At 71.1% G+C, this 16,805-nt stretch carries 13 protein-coding genes; 8 read left to right on the top strand and 5 right to left on the bottom strand.

Going from position 1 to position 16,805, the window contains the following annotated elements:
• Window positions 1–30: 30 nt before the first annotated feature.
• From AB0761_RS34005 to AB0761_RS33995, 3 genes are all read right to left on the bottom strand, one after another.
• Window positions 31–162, bottom strand: coding sequence for a hypothetical protein (locus tag AB0761_RS34005; protein WP_377273100.1), 132 nt, complete (start codon window positions 160–162; stop codon window positions 31–33).
• Window positions 163–289: 127 nt separating this feature from the next.
• Window positions 290–3,148: an AAA family ATPase gene (locus tag AB0761_RS34000; protein ID WP_377273099.1), complete on the bottom strand. Its 2,859-nt coding sequence runs from the start codon at window positions 3,146–3,148 to the stop codon at window positions 290–292.
• Between the two features lie 1,202 nt (window positions 3,149–4,350).
• Window positions 4,351–4,554, bottom strand: a complete 204-nt coding sequence (locus AB0761_RS33995) for a cold-shock protein (RefSeq protein ID WP_062048923.1) — start codon at window positions 4,552–4,554, stop codon at window positions 4,351–4,353.
• A gap of 603 nt (window positions 4,555–5,157) precedes the next feature.
• Between AB0761_RS33995 and AB0761_RS33990 the strand changes: the two genes are divergently transcribed.
• From AB0761_RS33990 to AB0761_RS33980, 3 genes are all read left to right on the top strand, one after another.
• The gene (locus AB0761_RS33990; RefSeq protein ID WP_377273098.1) at window positions 5,158–5,649 is read left to right on the top strand and encodes a cupin domain-containing protein; all 492 of its coding nucleotides are present in this window, start codon (window positions 5,158–5,160) and stop codon (window positions 5,647–5,649) included.
• A gap of 374 nt (window positions 5,650–6,023) precedes the next feature.
• A complete protein-coding gene (locus AB0761_RS33985) occupies window positions 6,024–6,497 on the top strand; it encodes a DIP1984 family protein (protein WP_377274470.1) in 474 nt (157 codons plus the stop codon).
• Between the two features lie 823 nt (window positions 6,498–7,320).
• A complete protein-coding gene (locus AB0761_RS33980) occupies window positions 7,321–8,085 on the top strand; it encodes an alpha/beta hydrolase (protein WP_377273097.1) in 765 nt (254 codons plus the stop codon).
• 214 nt (window positions 8,086–8,299) lie between these two features.
• Here the strand turns inward: AB0761_RS33980 and AB0761_RS33975 are convergent, their stop codons facing one another.
• Window positions 8,300–8,851, bottom strand: coding sequence for a YbfB/YjiJ family MFS transporter (locus AB0761_RS33975; RefSeq protein WP_377273096.1), 552 nt, complete (start codon window positions 8,849–8,851; stop codon window positions 8,300–8,302).
• Between the two features lie 276 nt (window positions 8,852–9,127).
• Between AB0761_RS33975 and AB0761_RS33970 the strand changes: the two genes are divergently transcribed.
• The 4 genes from AB0761_RS33970 (at window position 9,128) to AB0761_RS33955 (ending at window position 14,404) form a co-directional block, all read left to right on the top strand.
• Complete coding sequence (locus AB0761_RS33970) at window positions 9,128–9,454, top strand: nuclear transport factor 2 family protein (RefSeq protein WP_377273094.1); 327 nt, start codon at window positions 9,128–9,130, stop codon at window positions 9,452–9,454.
• A 361-nt stretch (window positions 9,455–9,815) separates the two neighbouring features.
• On the top strand, window positions 9,816–12,302 hold the full coding sequence (locus AB0761_RS33965; protein WP_377273093.1) for an MDR family MFS transporter: 2,487 nt from the start codon (window positions 9,816–9,818) through the stop codon (window positions 12,300–12,302).
• A gap of 229 nt (window positions 12,303–12,531) precedes the next feature.
• On the top strand, window positions 12,532–13,641 hold the full coding sequence (locus AB0761_RS33960; protein ID WP_377273092.1) for an alpha/beta hydrolase: 1,110 nt from the start codon (window positions 12,532–12,534) through the stop codon (window positions 13,639–13,641).
• A 334-nt stretch (window positions 13,642–13,975) separates the two neighbouring features.
• Window positions 13,976–14,404, top strand: coding sequence for a DUF6640 family protein (locus AB0761_RS33955; RefSeq protein ID WP_377273091.1), 429 nt, complete (start codon window positions 13,976–13,978; stop codon window positions 14,402–14,404).
• 58 nt (window positions 14,405–14,462) lie between these two features.
• Here AB0761_RS33955 and AB0761_RS33950 read toward each other — a convergent pair whose 3' ends face one another.
• Window positions 14,463–15,341 (bottom strand): oxaloacetate decarboxylase, encoded by an 879-nt coding sequence (locus AB0761_RS33950; protein ID WP_377273090.1) that lies wholly within the window; start codon window positions 15,339–15,341, stop codon window positions 14,463–14,465.
• 1,022 nt (window positions 15,342–16,363) lie between these two features.
• Between AB0761_RS33950 and AB0761_RS33945 the strand changes: the two genes are divergently transcribed.
• Entirely contained in the window at window positions 16,364–16,783 is a 420-nt protein-coding gene (locus tag AB0761_RS33945; protein WP_377273088.1) for a hypothetical protein, read from the top strand.
• Window positions 16,784–16,805: the final 22 nt, after the last annotated feature.

Here is a 16,805-nt window from a genome sequence, read left to right as displayed (position 1 = left end):
CAGCAACCCTTCATTCGGGGGTGGGAGAGGTCAGAGCGGCTCGTAGCCGGAGGGCTCCTCGCGGTCGGTTGTCTCCCCGTCCGCGCCCTCGGGCTCGTCGTGTTCGCCGTGTTCGCCGTGCGCACCGTGATCGCACGGGCTCGCCTCGGCTGCACCGCTCATGAACGCCCCTCCGTCGCCGCGCCCCTGGCGGACGCGGCCCCGGCGAGTATGGGTCGGGTGAACGGACGCTTGCGATTGGGCAGATGGGTTAAAGAATGGCCACGTCGAGGCGGAGCGGTCGCGCCTCTCAGTCGAGTCCCGCCTGCGTCACGCTCACTGCCAGCGCGGTCCGGGACGTCACTCCGTACTTGCGCATCGCGGACTTCAGCTGTGCCGCCACCGTGCTGGGCGACCGCGACAGTTCAACCGCTATCTGACGATTCGTCATCCCCTGCCGGACCAGCCGTACGACCTCCAGCTCCCGCGGCGACAGCCTGCTCCCGTATCCGCGCCGCCCGCCGCGCCACACCCCCCGCGCGGCCCGGACGCAGCGCTCGGCGGCCTCCCGGGCCCGCGCCTCCTCGTGCGGCCTCGGCAGCCGCGACCACGCCCGGGCCACCTCGCCCCATGCCTGGGCAGCCGCCTCGAACTCCCCCCGGCCCTCGGCGGACAGCGCCCGGCACTCCTCCAGTGCCGACTGCGCCGCCGGGGCGTGCCGTCCGCGGAGCCCCTCCTCGAAGGCGGCGACGAACTGCTCCGCCTCCGTTCGCCGCCCGACCGCGGTCAGTGCCGCCACCCGCACGGGCGCGGTCTCCGTCGCCCAGACCCACATGGACTTGCCGGTGATCAGGCGTACGGAGTCCTCGGTGAGCGCAAGCGCCTCCTCGGCGTCGCCGGCGGAGAGCCGCAGGCGGGCATGGGCCGCGGCGGACTCCAGCCACAGGGCGATGATGCCGCGGCGCTCGCTGTCCTCCCTGATCGTCCGCAGCAGTTCTTCGAGCTGTCCGTCCCCCTCCGTCGTCGCCAGCCTCAGCTGGGCTCCCACCAGCAGCGCCTCCAGGCGGCAGACCGGCACATCCGCCGTGCCCGCCCAGTGCTCCGCCCGTTCGGCCAGCCCCTGCCAGGCACCGGTGAGGTAGTCCAGACGCAGCAGCGTCACCAGCGTCATGATCCGGACCATCTCCAGGTCCTGCCGGCCCGCGACATCGACGGCGCGGGTCAGCCGGGCCCGGGCCTCCGTGTACCGCCCCCACCGCATCGCCGCATCGCCGATGTTCAGCTCCGCACGGGCGCGTTCCACGGCCAGCTGCGGCGTGGACTCGTCGTCGCCCAGTTCCTCCGCGAGGGCCCAGCCCGACTCCTCGCCCAGTTCAAGGAGCGCGGTCGCACGGTTGACCAGCAGGCACATCCGCTCGTGCGGAGCCAGTTCGGCGCCCGCCGCGAACCGCTGCGCCCGGTCCAGCCAGCGCAGATGGGTGGTGGCGGGCCACGGCCCGACCCACGGCAGTCCGAGCACGGTCATCGCCCAGGCATCGACGAAGGTGCCCTCCCCGAGGTCGGGTACGGCCAGCTCCAACTCGACCGCTGCGGCGGCGTAGTCACCGAGGCTGAACAGCACCCTCCCGAGCTGGCCGCGCACATCGGCGCGGTCGCGCGGACCGAGCCGGTCCGTCTCCAGGACGGCACGCAGGGCGGCGACGGCCTCCGCACGCCGGGCATAGCCGGTGAACGACAGGAACGGCATCTTCCGCACCAGCGGAGCGACCGCCTCGGCGGGCAGCAGCGGCTCGGTGATCAGTTGGTGCAGCAGGGTCACAGCGGTGAGGTGGTCGCCGGAGGCGAGGGCGACATCCGCGGCCTGCTCGGTGTACTCGCACCACCGCGCCGTCTCGCCCGCCTCCCGGAAGTGGTGGGCGAGGCGTCCGATCCGCCGCGGCCGGGCGGTCTCCAGCAGGGCGGCGGCGCGCCGGTGGGCGGCCCGCCGCTCGGCGGGTGGCACCCGGTCGTACACCGCCCGCGCAGCGAGTGCATGGCGGAAGGCGATCCGGCCCGGGCCCGATGCGTCCTCGACGAGCAGGCCGCTGAGCAGAGCGCTGGAGACCGCGGCGGCGACCACGGGGGCGAGCACCGAGCTCTCTGCCCCGGCCAGTCCGCCGACTGCGCCCAGCGTGCGCTCGTCCGCCGGGTCACCCAGTACGGCAGCGGCCAGCAGCACCCGCTGGGCGTCCGCGCCCAGTCGGGCAACCCGCTCGGTGACGGCGTCCCGGATGGTCGGCGGCACGGCGATCTCGCCGAGCGTGCGCCGTACCCATTCGCCGTCCCGCCGGACGATGTCCGCCCGGTCCCGCATCAGCCGGACGCACTCCTCCAGCACGAGTGGCACTCCCGCGGTCCGTTCGTGCAGGAACGCTGCGAACGCGGCGGAGACCTGCTCGTCGTCCAGCATCGACGAGACCAGCTCCGCGGTGTCCGCCACCGCGAGTGCGCCGAGGTCCACCCGGGCATGGCTGATTCCTGCTCCTGTCGGGACCCGGGAGGAGAGACGGAGCAGCAGGGAGTCGGCGGTCACCTCCTCGGGGCGGTAGGTCAGCATCAGGCTGAGCGGCAGCGGTGGCGGTGGCACCTGCCGTCGCGGTGGCATCTGCGGTTGCGGTTGCTGGGCGGCGAGGAACAGCAGCAGCTCCAATGTCGCCTCATCCGCCCAGTGCACGTCCTCGACCACCAGGATTCCGGTGCCGAGCCGGCCCAGCAGCTCTGCGAACGCCCGGATCAGGCGGTGCCGGGCGGCGCCCGCGTCGGCCAGCGGCTCAGGCGCGGGGGGCAGGCCGTCCGCCCATTCGGGGAAGAGCGGCCGTAGCGTCCCGGCCAGCGCCGAAAGCCCGAGGCCGGCCACCTCGGCGCCGCTCGGGGCGGCCTGGCGGGCAGCGTCGACGATCGGTCCCAGGGTCAGTGCCTCACGGTACGGCGGGCAGACCGCCACGAGGGGGCGCGGCCCTTGCGGAACCACCTCCGCCAGGGCCTCTCGCACCAGGCGGCTCTTGCCGATCCCGGCCTCGCCCTCCACCAGGACGAGGGCGGGACGTCGTCTCAGTGCCTCCGTCACGCGCCGCAGCTCGGCGTCGCGTCCGACGAACCGGGGACCGTCCGGACCGGAACTCCGCTGCACTCGGCCGCCTTCCGCATCGCGCCCCGCCCTTGGGAACCGGAAACTCCGTCGGCCCACGCGGCCCTGCGGGGACGGGGTGGCCCGCAAGGGCGTCGTCGGAGCAGCGTCAGAGGTGGTGCGGGCCGGAGCGCCCGCGGGAGCCGCCGAGTTGTCGAAGCACGTGGCGGAGTGTGTTCATCGGTCCCGTCCTGCGTTTCATCGCGTACCGGAGGCGGTTCGTCCCGGGATCCATGGACTCCGACCGGACTCCGCGGGTGATTCGGGGGCGCAGCAGGCGCGCCGGAACTTGCCTCAGCAAGCAAGTGGTTGTCGAGTGAAGTAGATACCGACTCTGCTTGCCCCGTCAAGGACAGCCGCCGCGGACACCGGGCGCCCCCCGCCCGACGGCTGCGAGGGGCCGCGATGAGCAGTGCCGCGATCACCCCGGAACACCTCCCCTTCCCCATGCCGTTCAGCGGCCCGCCCCGGGACGACCCACCACGACCGCGGCAGGCCGCGCCCTCCCCGGTCCAGAGCCGCCGCGCCCACCCTGCGCGCCCGACCAGGCCCCACGCCAGGACCGGATTCCTCCCACCTGAGAGGCAGAACCTCTCACCGCTTCTGGCGACGTGCCCACCGAGGACCACCCGCACCCCGGCCCGCACGAGGAGGTGGGACGGACGGGTGCGGTCCCGCCCTCCGGACCGGCCGTCCGGTCAACCAGCTGCGACGGGAGGGGAGGAAACGGGGCCGTACATGGTGGCGGTGCTCGAAGCAGGGCGCTGCCGACCGGGGCGGGCAGGCGCCAGGGCCGGCGAAGTCAAGGGCCCTCGGCGTGGCACGGCAGGCCCGGACCGGCGGCGCGGGGCCGGTGCGGACGAAGGACCGCCGGTGCTCGGCGAAGGGCTGCGGGAACGGCATGGTGACCATCCGTTCGAGGCTGCGTTCGCCGACCGGCCGGGCCCGGAACGTGCAGGTGCCATGCGGGGCCTGTCACCGTGCCACGCAGTCGGCAGACGACGGAGGCCCCGGCCGGCTGATCCCGGGTCGGGGCACCACCATGTCCGCGATGGGCATCGAACTGACGCGTCAGGCCGGCAACAACAGGCCGAGATCGTCCTGGTCCTCGGGGCCGCGGTATCGGGGACGGGCAAGGACCACGCCGGGCGGCCCACAGCACGAAGGCCCGGCACCTGGTGGGGTGCCGGGCCTCAACGCACAGGTCAGAGGGGCCGGATGTTCTCCGCCTGCGGGCCCTTCTGGCCCTGGGTGACGTCGAACTCGACCTTCTGGCCCTCCTGCAGCTCACGGAAGCCCTGAGCCGCGATGTTCGAGTAGTGGGCGAAGACGTCGGGGCCGCCGCCCTCCTGCTCGATGAAGCCGAAGCCCTTCTCGCTGTTGAACCACTTCACAGTGCCCTTGGCCATGCCTGTCTCCTTCGGAGGGATACGAACCCACGCGGTGCGGGTTCGGAGGTAATCGCCCTGGTCCGGAGGGGCTGGACAGCAAAAACGCCCGTGTCAGGGTGACCGCGGGCGAACGACTTCGGAACCACGACTGCTCTGTAGATCACGCTAGTCCCTCTACCGAAGTACCGCCAGGCCGAAACGCCTGACCGCCAGTGGACTTCAGCATGTCCGAAAGGTGACGAGCTGCTCGGCGTCCGCATCTCGGCTCGGATCGGTCCGTCGTGCGCGCGTTGCCGGTGTCCGGTCAGCCGGACCCCAAGGCCGGTGCGCTCCGCGTTGCGCGCGGTGATCTCGCGGCGGAGGGCAAGGGGCAGGGGGCAGGGGGCAGGGGGCAGGCGGTCGCGGTGAGGCGCAGGCTGCGGACGTTCCCCCACCAGCCGATCGCCCGGGGACGCCGGAACGGAGTACTGGTCCCGGGCCGGCGATACCGCCATGGAGAACGGGCCCCCCTCCCGCCCCCGGCGGTCCGGGCCGGGCCCGATGGGCGAACCAGATCATTTCGGGCCACTCTGAAATTCCCGCGGTGGATCACGCGGGGCCGCGCCACATGAAGGAGCCGCCATGTCCTACCCCGAACCGCGCTACCTCGGAGATAGGGGAGAGACCAGCGCGCTGTTCCGTCGGGCCGACACGGACGCCGACGCCGGATTCTCCACAGTGTTCAACATCAGCTACCTGGCCACCTCTGCATCCACCGGCGGCGAGTACGGCATGTACAAGATCGACATGGGGCCCAGGGCGGCCGGCGCCGAGGAACACTTCCACCGCACCATCTCGGAGTCCTTCTACGTACTCTCCGGCGAGGTGCAACTCTTCAACGGCGAAGGCTGGGTCACCGGCGGGGAGGGCGACTTCCTCTACGTACCGGCCGGAGGACTGCACGCCTTCAAGAACGCCTCCGACGACCCGGTGTCGATGCTCTTGATCTTCGTGCCGGGCGCCCCGCGCGAGGAGTACTTCGAGAAGGCCGGGGAGTACGCCGAGCGCAGCCGCGACGAGCTCAAGGCCTTCCGGGAGAAGCACGACAACTACTTCACCGACATGCTCGATTAGCGCCGCACGCACGGGGACGGGCCCCGGCGCCGCGCTCCTGGTGCTGTCCGCCACCGAAGGCGCAGGCGTCGGAGCCCGCCCCCCTCCCAACAGACCGGCCTGCACCGAGGCGGCGGCCAAGACCGGGGCAGCGCTCGGCGAGGTCGGCTCACGCACCACCCGGGCGAGCGACTCCCCGACTATGTGAGCGAGCCCTTCCGGCCTGACGCTCTGTGACCGCGTCAAACAACCCGGTTCAGAGCTCAGTTCAAACCACCCAACGCCGGATGCTCCCGCCGGCGTCGACCGGGCACTGATCCGGCGGCTTCATGCGCATCCCACCGCTGACGTGCATACTTGCGGGAAGTTCGGATGCGCACAGGAGTGATGGCGTGGTGAAACTTGCTGAAGCGCTCGCGCAGCGCGCGGATGCGGTGCGGCGGGTGGAGCAGTTGCGGGCACGCGTTGTCGGTAGTGCTCGCTATCAGGAGGGCGAGGTCCCTGCCGAGAATGCGGCGGAGGTCCTGGCACAGGCGGGCGAGGTGATGGATGAGCTCGAGCTCCTGATCCGTCGGATCAACCGGACCAACTCCACGGCCGTGATCGATGGCCACGGCACGCTCACCGATGTGCTCGCACGCCGGGACGTTCTGCGGTTGCGGCACTCTGTGGTCACGGCAGCGGCCGACGCGGCGGCCGGACGCGATCAGCGGGGAGCTGCACGGCAGCTTCGGTCCGAGCTGAAGATGTTCTCCGCACTTCCGGTCGCCGCGCTCCGAGCACAGGCGGACGTCTTGTCCAAGGAGATCCGCGAGGTGGACGTACTCATCCAGCGGACGAACTGGGAGGTCGACCTCCTGGAGGAGTGAACCCGGAACGGGGCATGGGAGCAGGTAGTCGTCGCGGAGGCGTGCACACACCGCGGGTCGGCGGTTTATCCGGCCCCTGGCGCGTGGAGAGCAACGCCGGGGTTCGATTCCCCAACAAACAGTGCAGCTCAGCATCGCGTACAGGTGACAATGCACAACGCACAGCACATCACCACGTGCAGATCCGGACGGCGAGGGCGGGAACGGGGCACCCCACGCCCGGCGCGACCGGTGGACGCGGGACAACCGCGTCCACCGGTGCCGCGCGGAGACATGGCACCCGGCCTCAGGCGGGGACCAGCCAAATCACTACCCAGCGTCACCGCATCACAACAACCTGGGCCAGACCCGCCATGCGAACCCAGGTGTCGGCCTCCGCCTCGGTGGCGGCAAGGGCGTCCCGCGCTGCCCGCACCGGGGCAGGCGGTGCTCGGGGACAGCGTCGACGCGGATGCGGGAGCCGTTCGGCCGGGGCACGGCCAGGCGGCGGACTTTCCAGGTGGTCACTGGGCCGCCTCCTCGGTGGTGTCGGTGTCACCGGCCGTGCGGCGGACGGCGTGGAGTTGCGCGGTCGTCATGCCGGCTGGGCGGGGCGTTGCGGTACGGGCGAGCGCGGCAAGGGTTCTGACCAGGCGACGGAAAAAGAATTGGTCAGGACGACGCTCGGCTTGGTAGCTTGTGCGCGACGGTGAAACGCCCGAGGAGGTGAGACCCATGAACGCTGTATCGACGTGGGTGCTCCCCCTTTCCGTCACGGCCGGCGATTGACGTAGGTGTCGCCGGGAGCGCCACAACACCAAGGCACTCCCGAAAGGCAACACCTATGCACTCTCTGCAGTTCACCGCCGAGTCCTCGTCGAACGGCATGGTCGAGCGCGACTTCACCGTGGGTGACATCCCCGGAGTTCTCTGGTCGCCGGCCACCGGCGCCGATCGCGCACCCCTGGTCCTGATGGGCCACGGCGGCGGCAACCACAAGAAGCACCCGGCGATGGCGGGCCGTGCACGGCTCCTCGTGGCCGGCTGCGGTTTCCACGTCGCCGTCATCGACGCGCCCGGGCACGGCGACCGGCCGCGCACCGCGCACGACGAGCAGGAGATCGCCGAGCTGTACCGGGCAAGGGCGGCGGGCGAGCCGGAAGGCCCGATCGTCGTCCGCTACAACGCCCACCTCGCAGAGCTCGCCGTACCCGAGTGGCAGGCGACCCTGGACGCCCTCCAGGAGCTTCCGGAGATCGGCGCCGACGGTCCGGTGGGCTACTTCGGCATCAACATGGGCACCGCAATCGGAGTGCCGCTGGTGGCCGCCGAACCCAGGATCACCGCAGCGGTCTTCGGCCAGCACTGGCCCGATGTCCTGGCCGAGCCGGCGAAGCAGATCACCGTTCCGATCGAGTTCGCCCTGCAGTGGGACGACGAGCACATCCCGCGCGAGTCCGGTCTGGCGCTCTTCGACGCCTTCGCCTCGAAGGAGAAGACGTTGCACGTCAACGCGGGCAAGCACAAGGAACTGCCCAGGTTCGAGGCCGACAGCGCGGCCCGGTTCTTCGCCCGGCATCTCGCCCGAACGGCGGTATCGCCTGCCTGATGTGAGCGGTGTCGGCGTCCGGCGTTCCGGCCGGACGCGGACACCGGCGCTCTCTTCTGTCCAGAGGAACGCCGTGACGACTCGACGGCCGGTGTCCTGCGGCGCGGTACTTCGCGGCCCGCAGGCTCGGACGTCGGGGCAGCGTCCTCGCCCTGCCGTCGACGGCAGGGCGAGGACGCGGTGGAGCGGGCTCTCCTTCTCGGTGTGCGGGCCGTCAGTACCGGTCGACGGAGCGCACGGCAGGGACGGGGGTGTGCTGATCGGTCTGTCCGGCGGTTCCCGGATCACGCTGGACGACGGCGGCCGCGATGGACGCACCGAGCAGGACCACGGAGAGCCACAGGCCCTTGGCGATGCCACCGGAGGAGTCCGACAGCAGGCCCGAGACCAGCGGGCCGACTGCCTGGCCGACGCTGAACGCGACCGTCAGCAGGGCGATGCCGGCGGTCCAGGCATGTGCGGGCAGCATGCGGCGCGCCAGGACGGTGACGGCGGTGGGTCCCGCCATGAAGGAGCCGCCGAAGACCACCGCTGAGGCGATCGCGGCGCCCATTCCGTGCCACAGCAGCACCGGCAGCACTCCGACCAGCACGACGACCGAGACCAGCGCCGGGTAGCTCCAGTGCAGCTGTTGGCGCATGGCCGGGAGCAGCAGCGCATAGGCGAAACGGGTGAAGCCCAGCGCGACGACCGGGCCTGCTGCCAGTCCGAGTGCCACCAGGTATTCAGGCTTTCGCTTCGCTGAGGGGAGGGGCGTGGGGGTCATCCTGCATGCTCCCGGGGGATGGAGTCGATCGCGGTGGGGTCTTCCGCCCGCCGTCCGGCGCCGCCCGGACCGCTGAGGCGGTTCTGTGGTGCTCGGGGGTGCCAACCACACCCGCCCCACCCGGCATGGCCGGCTGTCCGGCCGTGGAACCCACAGATCCGGCCATCGGCCACGGGGGCGTTGTCGCCTGCACCTGGGTTCCCCGCCGCTCGTCGTGTCCGGCGGGAGGGGACGGTCGGCTGGACAGCCCACCACCAGCGGGGCATGATCGCGACCATGATCGATCCGCAGCACGTGGTCGAGCAGCAGCTCACCGCATACAACAGCCACGACCTCGACGCCTTCGCCGCGACCTACGCCGAGGACGTCCACATCACCCGGGCCGACGGCAGCGAGATCCGGGGACGCGAGGCGTTGCGCGGGTCGTACGCGGGGCAGTTCGCCAAGGGGCTGTGCCGCGCGGAGATTGTCGGCCGGCTCACCGAGGGCGACTGGGTGGTCGACCATGAGATCGCCCATGGCGTGGCCGACGGCCAGGTCCGGGTGCTGGTCGCCTACCGGGTGCGCGACGGACTCATCGACCGCGTCGACTTCCTCGGCTGAGGCTCACCGCCGTCCGGACCTCGCACAGCCGGCCGCAGACCGGGTCGGCGGCGGCGGCACGGCGGTCGCGGAAGGGCCGCCGAGTCGCTCGGCGACGGTGAGCCTGAGTCGCAACGGCTGCGCTGCCCAGGGTGGCGGGCTGGTGGCGCCGTCGGCGTGCCGCGCACGGAACGGCACGGAAACCGGCATGGAAGCGGCACGGTGCATCCGGTCGGTCGGGTGGTTCCGACGGCTCCGATTCGCCCCGGTGCATCCGGGTGCGAGAGCGCGACTGCGTCGCACCCGCCGCGACTGGTGAAGACCGAGTGCATGATTCACCCTTTGGCCCCAACCGGGGCGGTGGGGTGGCTATCTTGCTCCAGTGGACCAGTTGATCGCCGGAGATCCGCCCCGCATAGGCCCGTACCGTCTGATCGCCCGACTGGGCGCGGGAGGTATGGGCCTGGTGTATCTGGGCCGTTCGGAGCACGGACGCACTGTCGCGGTGAAGGTCGTCCAGGCCGAGTACGCCGGGCACCCGGAGTTCCGCAGACGCTTCGCTCGGGAAGTGGGCGCTGCGCGGCGGGTGGGCGGAAACTGGACGGCGGCGGTGCTGGACGCCGACCCCGAGGCGGCTGTCCCCTGGGTGGCAACCCAGTACATCCCGGGGCCCGACCTCCACACCGTTGTCGCCAAGGACTTCGGCCCGCTGCCCGAGTACTCGGTCCGCGTCCTCGCCAACCGGCTCGCCCTCGCCCTTCAGGCCGTCCACGGGGCGGGTCTGATCCATCGTGACCTCAAGCCGTCCAATGTCCTGATCACCGTCGACGGCCCCCGCGTCATCGACTTCGGCATCGCCCGGGCCATGGACACCCTCGCCGGGGACAGCCTGCACACCCACACCGGTATGCTGATCGGCTCTCCTGGCTTCATGTCGCCGGAACAGGTCCGCGGCCTTGAACTCACCCCCGCCAGCGATGTGTTCTGCCTGGGCGCCGTCCTGGTCTACGCCGCGACCGGACGCCTTCTCTTCGGCGCCACCGACACCGGCCTGAACGCCCACCTCTTCCGGATCGCGGAGGAGGAGGCGGACCTGACCGGTGTGCCGGAGGGGCTGGTCGACCTCGTGCGCGCCTGTCTGCACAAGGACCCGGCCGAGCGGCCCGGCCTCCAGGAGGTCGCCGAACGCACGGCGCCGGAGCAGACCGAGGAATGGCTGCCGAGCCCGGTGCTGGCGCAACTGGGCCGCCACGCGGCCGAGTTGCTGGACTACGCCCCCTCGGCACCCGTTGACGCTCCTCCGGCGCAGCCGACACCCTTCCCCGACCCCGCATCGCCCCCTCCCCCGGTCTATACACCGACGGCGCCGGCCCACTTCGGCCCCGCGGGATTCGGACCACCGCAGAGTCCGTACCCGAGCGCCTGGCCCGCGCCGCCGCCGCATGCCGCCCCCCAGGACCCGCCGCCTCCGCACCCCAGGCGCTGGTGGGGCCTGGCAGTGGTCGCCCTGGCGCAGTTGATGGTGGCGTTCCAAGCGGCGGCCTTCTCCATGGCCCTGCCGGTCGTCCAACGGGACCTGCACCTCACTTCCGGCCAGCTGTCGCCGCTGGTCAACACCTATACGCTCGCCTTCGCGGGGCTGCTGGTGCTCGGTGGTCATGTCGCAGACCTCGTGGGACGCAGACGGACACTGGTCATCGGCCTGGTCGGGTTCGCTGCGGCCTCGATGCTGAGTGGGACAGCCAGTGGGTCCGGCATGCTGCTCGCTTGCCGTGCTCTCCAGGGATTCTCGGCCGCCCTGGTGACGGCGGCCGCCCTCTCCCTGGTGGTCAGCAATTTCACCGACCCGAAGGAACGCCGAAGGGCGTTCGGGGTCTACGTCGCATTCGCCGGGGGCGGAGGTGCACTCGGGCTGTGCACAGGCGGCTGGCTGGTGGAATCCCTGGACTGGCGACTGTCGCTGCTCGCCTCCGTCCCCGTCGCCGTGATCACCCTGATCGGTGCGCTCACCCTGCTGCACGACGGCCCGACCCGCAACGGGGCCCCCTTCGACCCGGTCGGTGCGCTGCTCGGCTCCTTCGGGCTGCTCGCCGTGACCTACGGCCTCACCAGGGCAGGGTCGCACGGCTGGTCCGACATTCTGGCCGTGGTGATGCTCCTGCTGGGTGTGCCCATGTTCGCGGCCTTCCTGTGGTGGGGGGCGAGGGCATCGAACCCGGTCGTCCCGCCCCCGGACGTCAGGGACAACGACCGCCTTGGTTCCCTGGTCGCCCTGGTCCTGGCAGGCACCGGCATCTTCGCTCTCTTCTCAGCCCTGAGCTATTTCCTGGAGAGGGTCCTCGGGTACTCCCCGATGATGACCGGGGAGACCTTCCTGGCTCTGGCCGTGGCACTCGCCATAGGCTCCACCCAGGTCTCCGCCCGGCTGCTGGGCCGGGCCTCGGCCCGCGCCCTGATCGTGGCGGGCATGGCCGTCATGGCGCTCGGACTGGTACTCGCAACCGGCGCCGGCACCGACGGTGCACATATGGCCCAGGTACTGCCGGGCCTGCTCCTCACCGGCTTCGGCGCGGGTCTGGCGTTTGTACCGATCTTCGTCACGGCGAGCTCCGGCATGGGCGCGCAGCGCGCAGGCGCGGTCTCGGCAACTCTCGGCGCAGCCCAGCACGCGGGTACGGCAGCCGGTTCGGCACTCTTCGGCGGTATCTTCGTCAGCCGTGTGGGCCATGCGTCAGGATCCGTCGAAGCCGTCGGCAAGGCGTTGCAGAGCGGCTACACCACGACCCTCTGGTGGGCGGTCGGGAGCGTCCTGCTCGCAGGCCTGGCAGCCGGCCTGATGATCACAGCCCGCCCTGGCGCCTCCAGGTGACCGGCGCCGGAGAAAGTGCACCGCCGGAGCAGGCAGCGGTCGGGCGACCGGCATGGCCTTCGCCCGGGGTTGTCGCGCCTGCCGCTGAAGCCGGCTCGGCCGTCCGGTGGCTGGTCCACCAGGGCCCCGGGCAGAAGGTCGCGGGCCTGTTAGCAACCGGCCTCCACGAAGCGGCAGAGGCGCCGGGCACGTCCCCACTGCCCGGAGTGACCGCCCCGGAGGTGGACGCGTGATCGGTGCACTGAGCACCTCACTGCAGGTGGCACTGTGCGCTCTGGTCGCACTGCGACCACCGCGCCCCCGTCACAGCGAGCCGTGGAACCTGCAGTTCATGCTCGGGTTCCTCATCAACGAACAACCCTTCCTGGGCCTGTGGTGGCTGCTGTCAGGGACGACGGCGGCCTGGCTCGGACCGGAGTTCACCGACCCCCTGTGGTGGCTCGCCGCCGGGGTCTGCGTCCTCGCCGCACTCGAACTGGCGCTGATCGCATCACGCGCCCGCTCCGCCCGGCCGGTGCTGTCGGCCGCCCTCGAGGACGCCTTCGGAGCCGGCGCGGCTCCCCGTCGCACCCGGCCGTCCTGGTGGCGGACGGTGTTGCTCCCCTTCATCGCCTGGCGGCCCGACGTACGCCGGATCCCGAACCTGCGCTACGGCCCGGCGCGGCGCGGGCACCGCCTGGATGTGTACATCTCGCGCCGGACCCGCCGCACCGACGCCCCCGTGCTGGTGTACCTGCACGGTGGTGGCTTCCGCATGGGCAGCAAGCTGCTCGGCTCCCGCTCGCTGATCTACCGGCTGGCGGCCCGGGGCTGGGTCTGCGTGAGCGCCGACTACCGCCTCCTCCGGGCCGGTTATGCGGAACAGCTTGCCGACACCCGGGCCGTCCTCGCCTGGGTGAACGCCAATGCTGCGACCTACGGCGGTAGTTCCGACACCGTCTTTGTGGCCGGCGGTTCGGCGGGCGCCCATCTGGCGGCGACCGTCGCGCTCTCCGGTGCCGAGGTCAGCGGCGTCATCGCGCTCTACGGGTACTACGGGGACGCCGAGCGCCCCGGCCCCGAGCCGACCTCGCCGCACGCCTATGTCCACGCAGCCGCCCCTCCCTTCCTGATCGTCCACGGTGCCCTCGACACCCTGGTCCGGCGCGAAGACGCCCGGCTGTTCGCCGAACGGCTGCGCGCGGCCTCCCGGCAGCCGGTGGCCTACGCGGAACTACCCGGCACCCAGCACAACTTCGACCAGTTCCACTCCCTTCGATTCCACTCCGTCACCGACGCCGTCATCCGCTTCGCAGAACTCACGGCGGGAGCCGGCAGCGTCGAGGGCCCAGAGCAGTAGCCGCTACCGGGAAGAGCAGCGAGGCCGACCGAAACCCGCACGGCTCCGGGGCCGGAGGCAACCAACGCCGCTGCGGACCCGTACGAGAGGCCCAGCAGGTGCGGCACCCCCGCCCGGGTGTCCCCCGGGCGTGCGCGCGGCGGCATTCGCACCGGGTCGTATCGACGCGTCGACGGGACGGCACGAACAGCGGAGCCGACAGTCCGCACCGAGCGGCCGTGTTTGTCCGGTGCGGGAGTGGTAACTCCGGACAGCACGACCACAGGGTCTGCGCGCTCCCGACAACCGCCGGGCCCGGCGAGCGCCCTCCGCCCAAAGACTCCGGGAGGACACCATGACGCGGGCCGGACGTCTGCTTGTGACAGCCGCCGTCGTGGGCAGCGGGGTGGGCCACGCCCTGGCGGACGTCAACCGCACCCATGTCTTCAACCCCCGCTGGACGCCCCACGCCCGCTTCCACACCGTGTCGGCGACGGCAACGGACGTGGGATGGTCGATCGTCTCCCTGTGGCTGCTGCAGCGGCGGGGGACGCGTGCGGAGGAGGAACTGGCGCTGAAGATCGCTGCGCTGTACCCGATCCTCAGCTACATGCCATTCTTCGTCGCCGCTGCGGTGCCCGGGTCCGCGACCGAGGACCAGCCCGGGGAGATCCCCCGCATCGCCGGAGTACCGGCGAACCTCTTCGCGGCCGGCGTCATGTCGGGTCTGTCCGCGCTGGGATACCTCCTCGCTCACGCCGAGGACGACGGCCCGTCGTGGTGAACCAACCGCGGATCGGCCCACGGCACGACGGTGGCGACCCGGCACGGGGCCACCGGACTCACTCCTCAGACTGGTAGCGCCGCTCCAGTTCGGTGTGCTCACCGAGACCCATCAACGAGGTGAAGTCCTCGAACAGAATCAGGTCGCCGAGCACGTCCCGGGTGTCACCTGTCGCCGCCAGTACCTGCAGGTAGTCCCGCATCGCCTTGGCGGCGGCGAATGCCGTCCCCACCGGGAAGAGCGCCATGGCGTATCCCATCTCCTGAAGCACGCCGGTACCGGGCGCCGGCGTCCGGCCTCCTTCGACCTGGTTGCTGAGCAGGGGGACGGTGCCACGGAAGGCGGCGCAGATCCGCCGCATCTCCTCCTCGCTCTCGGGGGATTCGATGAACAGCATGTCGGCGCCGGCCTCGTGGTACGCAGCACCCCGGTCGATCGCCTCGTCCAGTCCGTGTGTCGTCCTCGCGTCGGTGCGGGCGATGATGACGAAGTCGGGATCCTGCCGCGCGTCGACGGCTGCCTTGATCTTCTGGACCATCTCCTGAACAGGGACGACCTCGCGCCCCAGCATGTGCCCGCAGCGCTTGGGGAAGGTCTGGTCCTCGATGTGCATCGCCGCGGCACCGGCCCGTTCATAGGCGATGACCGCGCGGCGGACGTTCAGCGGGTTGCCGAAGCCGGTGTCGGCGTCGGCGATCAGCGGCAGGTCCACCACATCCGCAAGGGCCGTCACGCGCTCCACCATCTGCGTGTGCGAGAGATAGCCCACGTCGGGCTGCCCCAGGATGCTGGCGGCCGTCTCGAATCCACTGAGGTACAGCGCCTGGAAGCCGAGCCGCGCCACCAGCCGGGCCCCCGTTCCGTCATAGGCTCCCGGAGCCACCAGGATTTTGGGGTCGCTGAGCAGTTGCCGCAGGCGGGTCGTGTGTCTGGGCATGGCCGTCCTCCTACGCTCAAGGGGCAGGCGCCCGACCGCGCTCGCCGCAGCCCCGGTACCGGCGCCCGTAGGCTGCCCGTGCCGGTCGCCGCAAGCACGGACGACGTCGGTTTGTCGGCGGCACGGAATCCGTTGCTGCTCCGGGCCCTGGGATCGCCAGACCGGCACTACCCCGGATGATCCGTTACAAACGCGAATGAAGCGCACCGTGATGCACGCCGTCGCGGTGCGTGACCGCGCCCCAGGAGAGGGACCTCCCCGGCTGCTCGGCGCGCCCTGACCGGGTTGAGGTTGCTCCCCCCTGCGCCTGGAGCGGGAACGGTCCGAGTCGGCGGCCACGCGTGCGGTCGCTGCGCCCGTGGGGCGAGATCACCCGGACAGGGTGGGCCGGACGGTCGATCTTCGCTGTGGCGGCCGCGACGGTGTCGCCGCCGGGGATCTCTTCCAGCGGCCGGGGCTGGTTGCCGGTGACGCGATCACGGACGCGCGCTCGCAGCAGCTGGGGATGGCCGGCGGGACAGGTTGCCGCCTCGGGCTCGAAGGAGCCTGGCAGACCCAGCAGGGCACGGCAGTGGACCAGCCCGGTCCCCGCGTCCGTGGAACCGGCCTCGACCCGGCCACCGGCTGGGTCGCTTGTGGACCACACAACCCTCCAAAGACGAAACGTGGGCCACATCGACGGAGGCCATGTCACAGTCCGCGCGGCTACCTCGTCTCGGGATGTGAACCGCGGGGAGGAACTCATGGGACTCAGGAGACGGACTGACGCACTGTCGGAACCGCCGACAGAACGACACCTCGGAAAGCAACGCTTTTCGCCGTTCGGCCCCAGGGCAACCTCGTTCGTCAGTGCCGTGGCAGCACCCACGGAGCCTTCGCGCAGAGCACGGTTCCGGTGAAGCAGCACACCTGCGCCGAGCCTCGGACCACGTCGGGGATGCGTCCATCGACATCGACGCCAGTCTGACAACCGGGCTTCGGAGCTGGATTCAACGCAGATTCGCACTCATACAGGAGTCACAGTGAAGCTCTCCCAGCTTGTCGCCGCATCCCTTGCGGCCAGTGCGGTTGTCGTCGCCGCCGCCGTTCCCGCCAGCGCGGTCGCCGAGGCCAACGTCCACGCCGACGGCGGAACGGCAGTGAGCCCGGCCAACTGGATCCCGTTCACCGACGACAACGCCACAGCAACCCCCGCCAACTGGGTCCCGCTCACCAACAACAACGCCACAGCAACCCCCGCCAACTGGGTCCCGTTCACCGACGACAGCGCCACAGCAACCCCCGCCAACTGGGTCCCGCTCACCAACAACAACGCCACAGCAACCCCCGCCAACTGGGTCCCGCTCACCAACAACAACGCCACAGCAACCCCCGCCAACTGGGTCCCGCTCACCAACAACAACGCCACAGCAACCCCCGCCAACTGGGTCCCATTCGCGTAAGGCCCCGGCAGGGTTTCGTACA

The sequence above is a fragment of the Peterkaempfera podocarpi genome (assembly GCF_042466665.1).
In the GTDB taxonomy this organism is placed as follows: domain Bacteria; phylum Actinomycetota; class Actinomycetes; order Streptomycetales; family Streptomycetaceae; genus Peterkaempfera; species Peterkaempfera podocarpi.
This window is presented reverse-complemented; position numbering and strand designations above follow the sequence as displayed.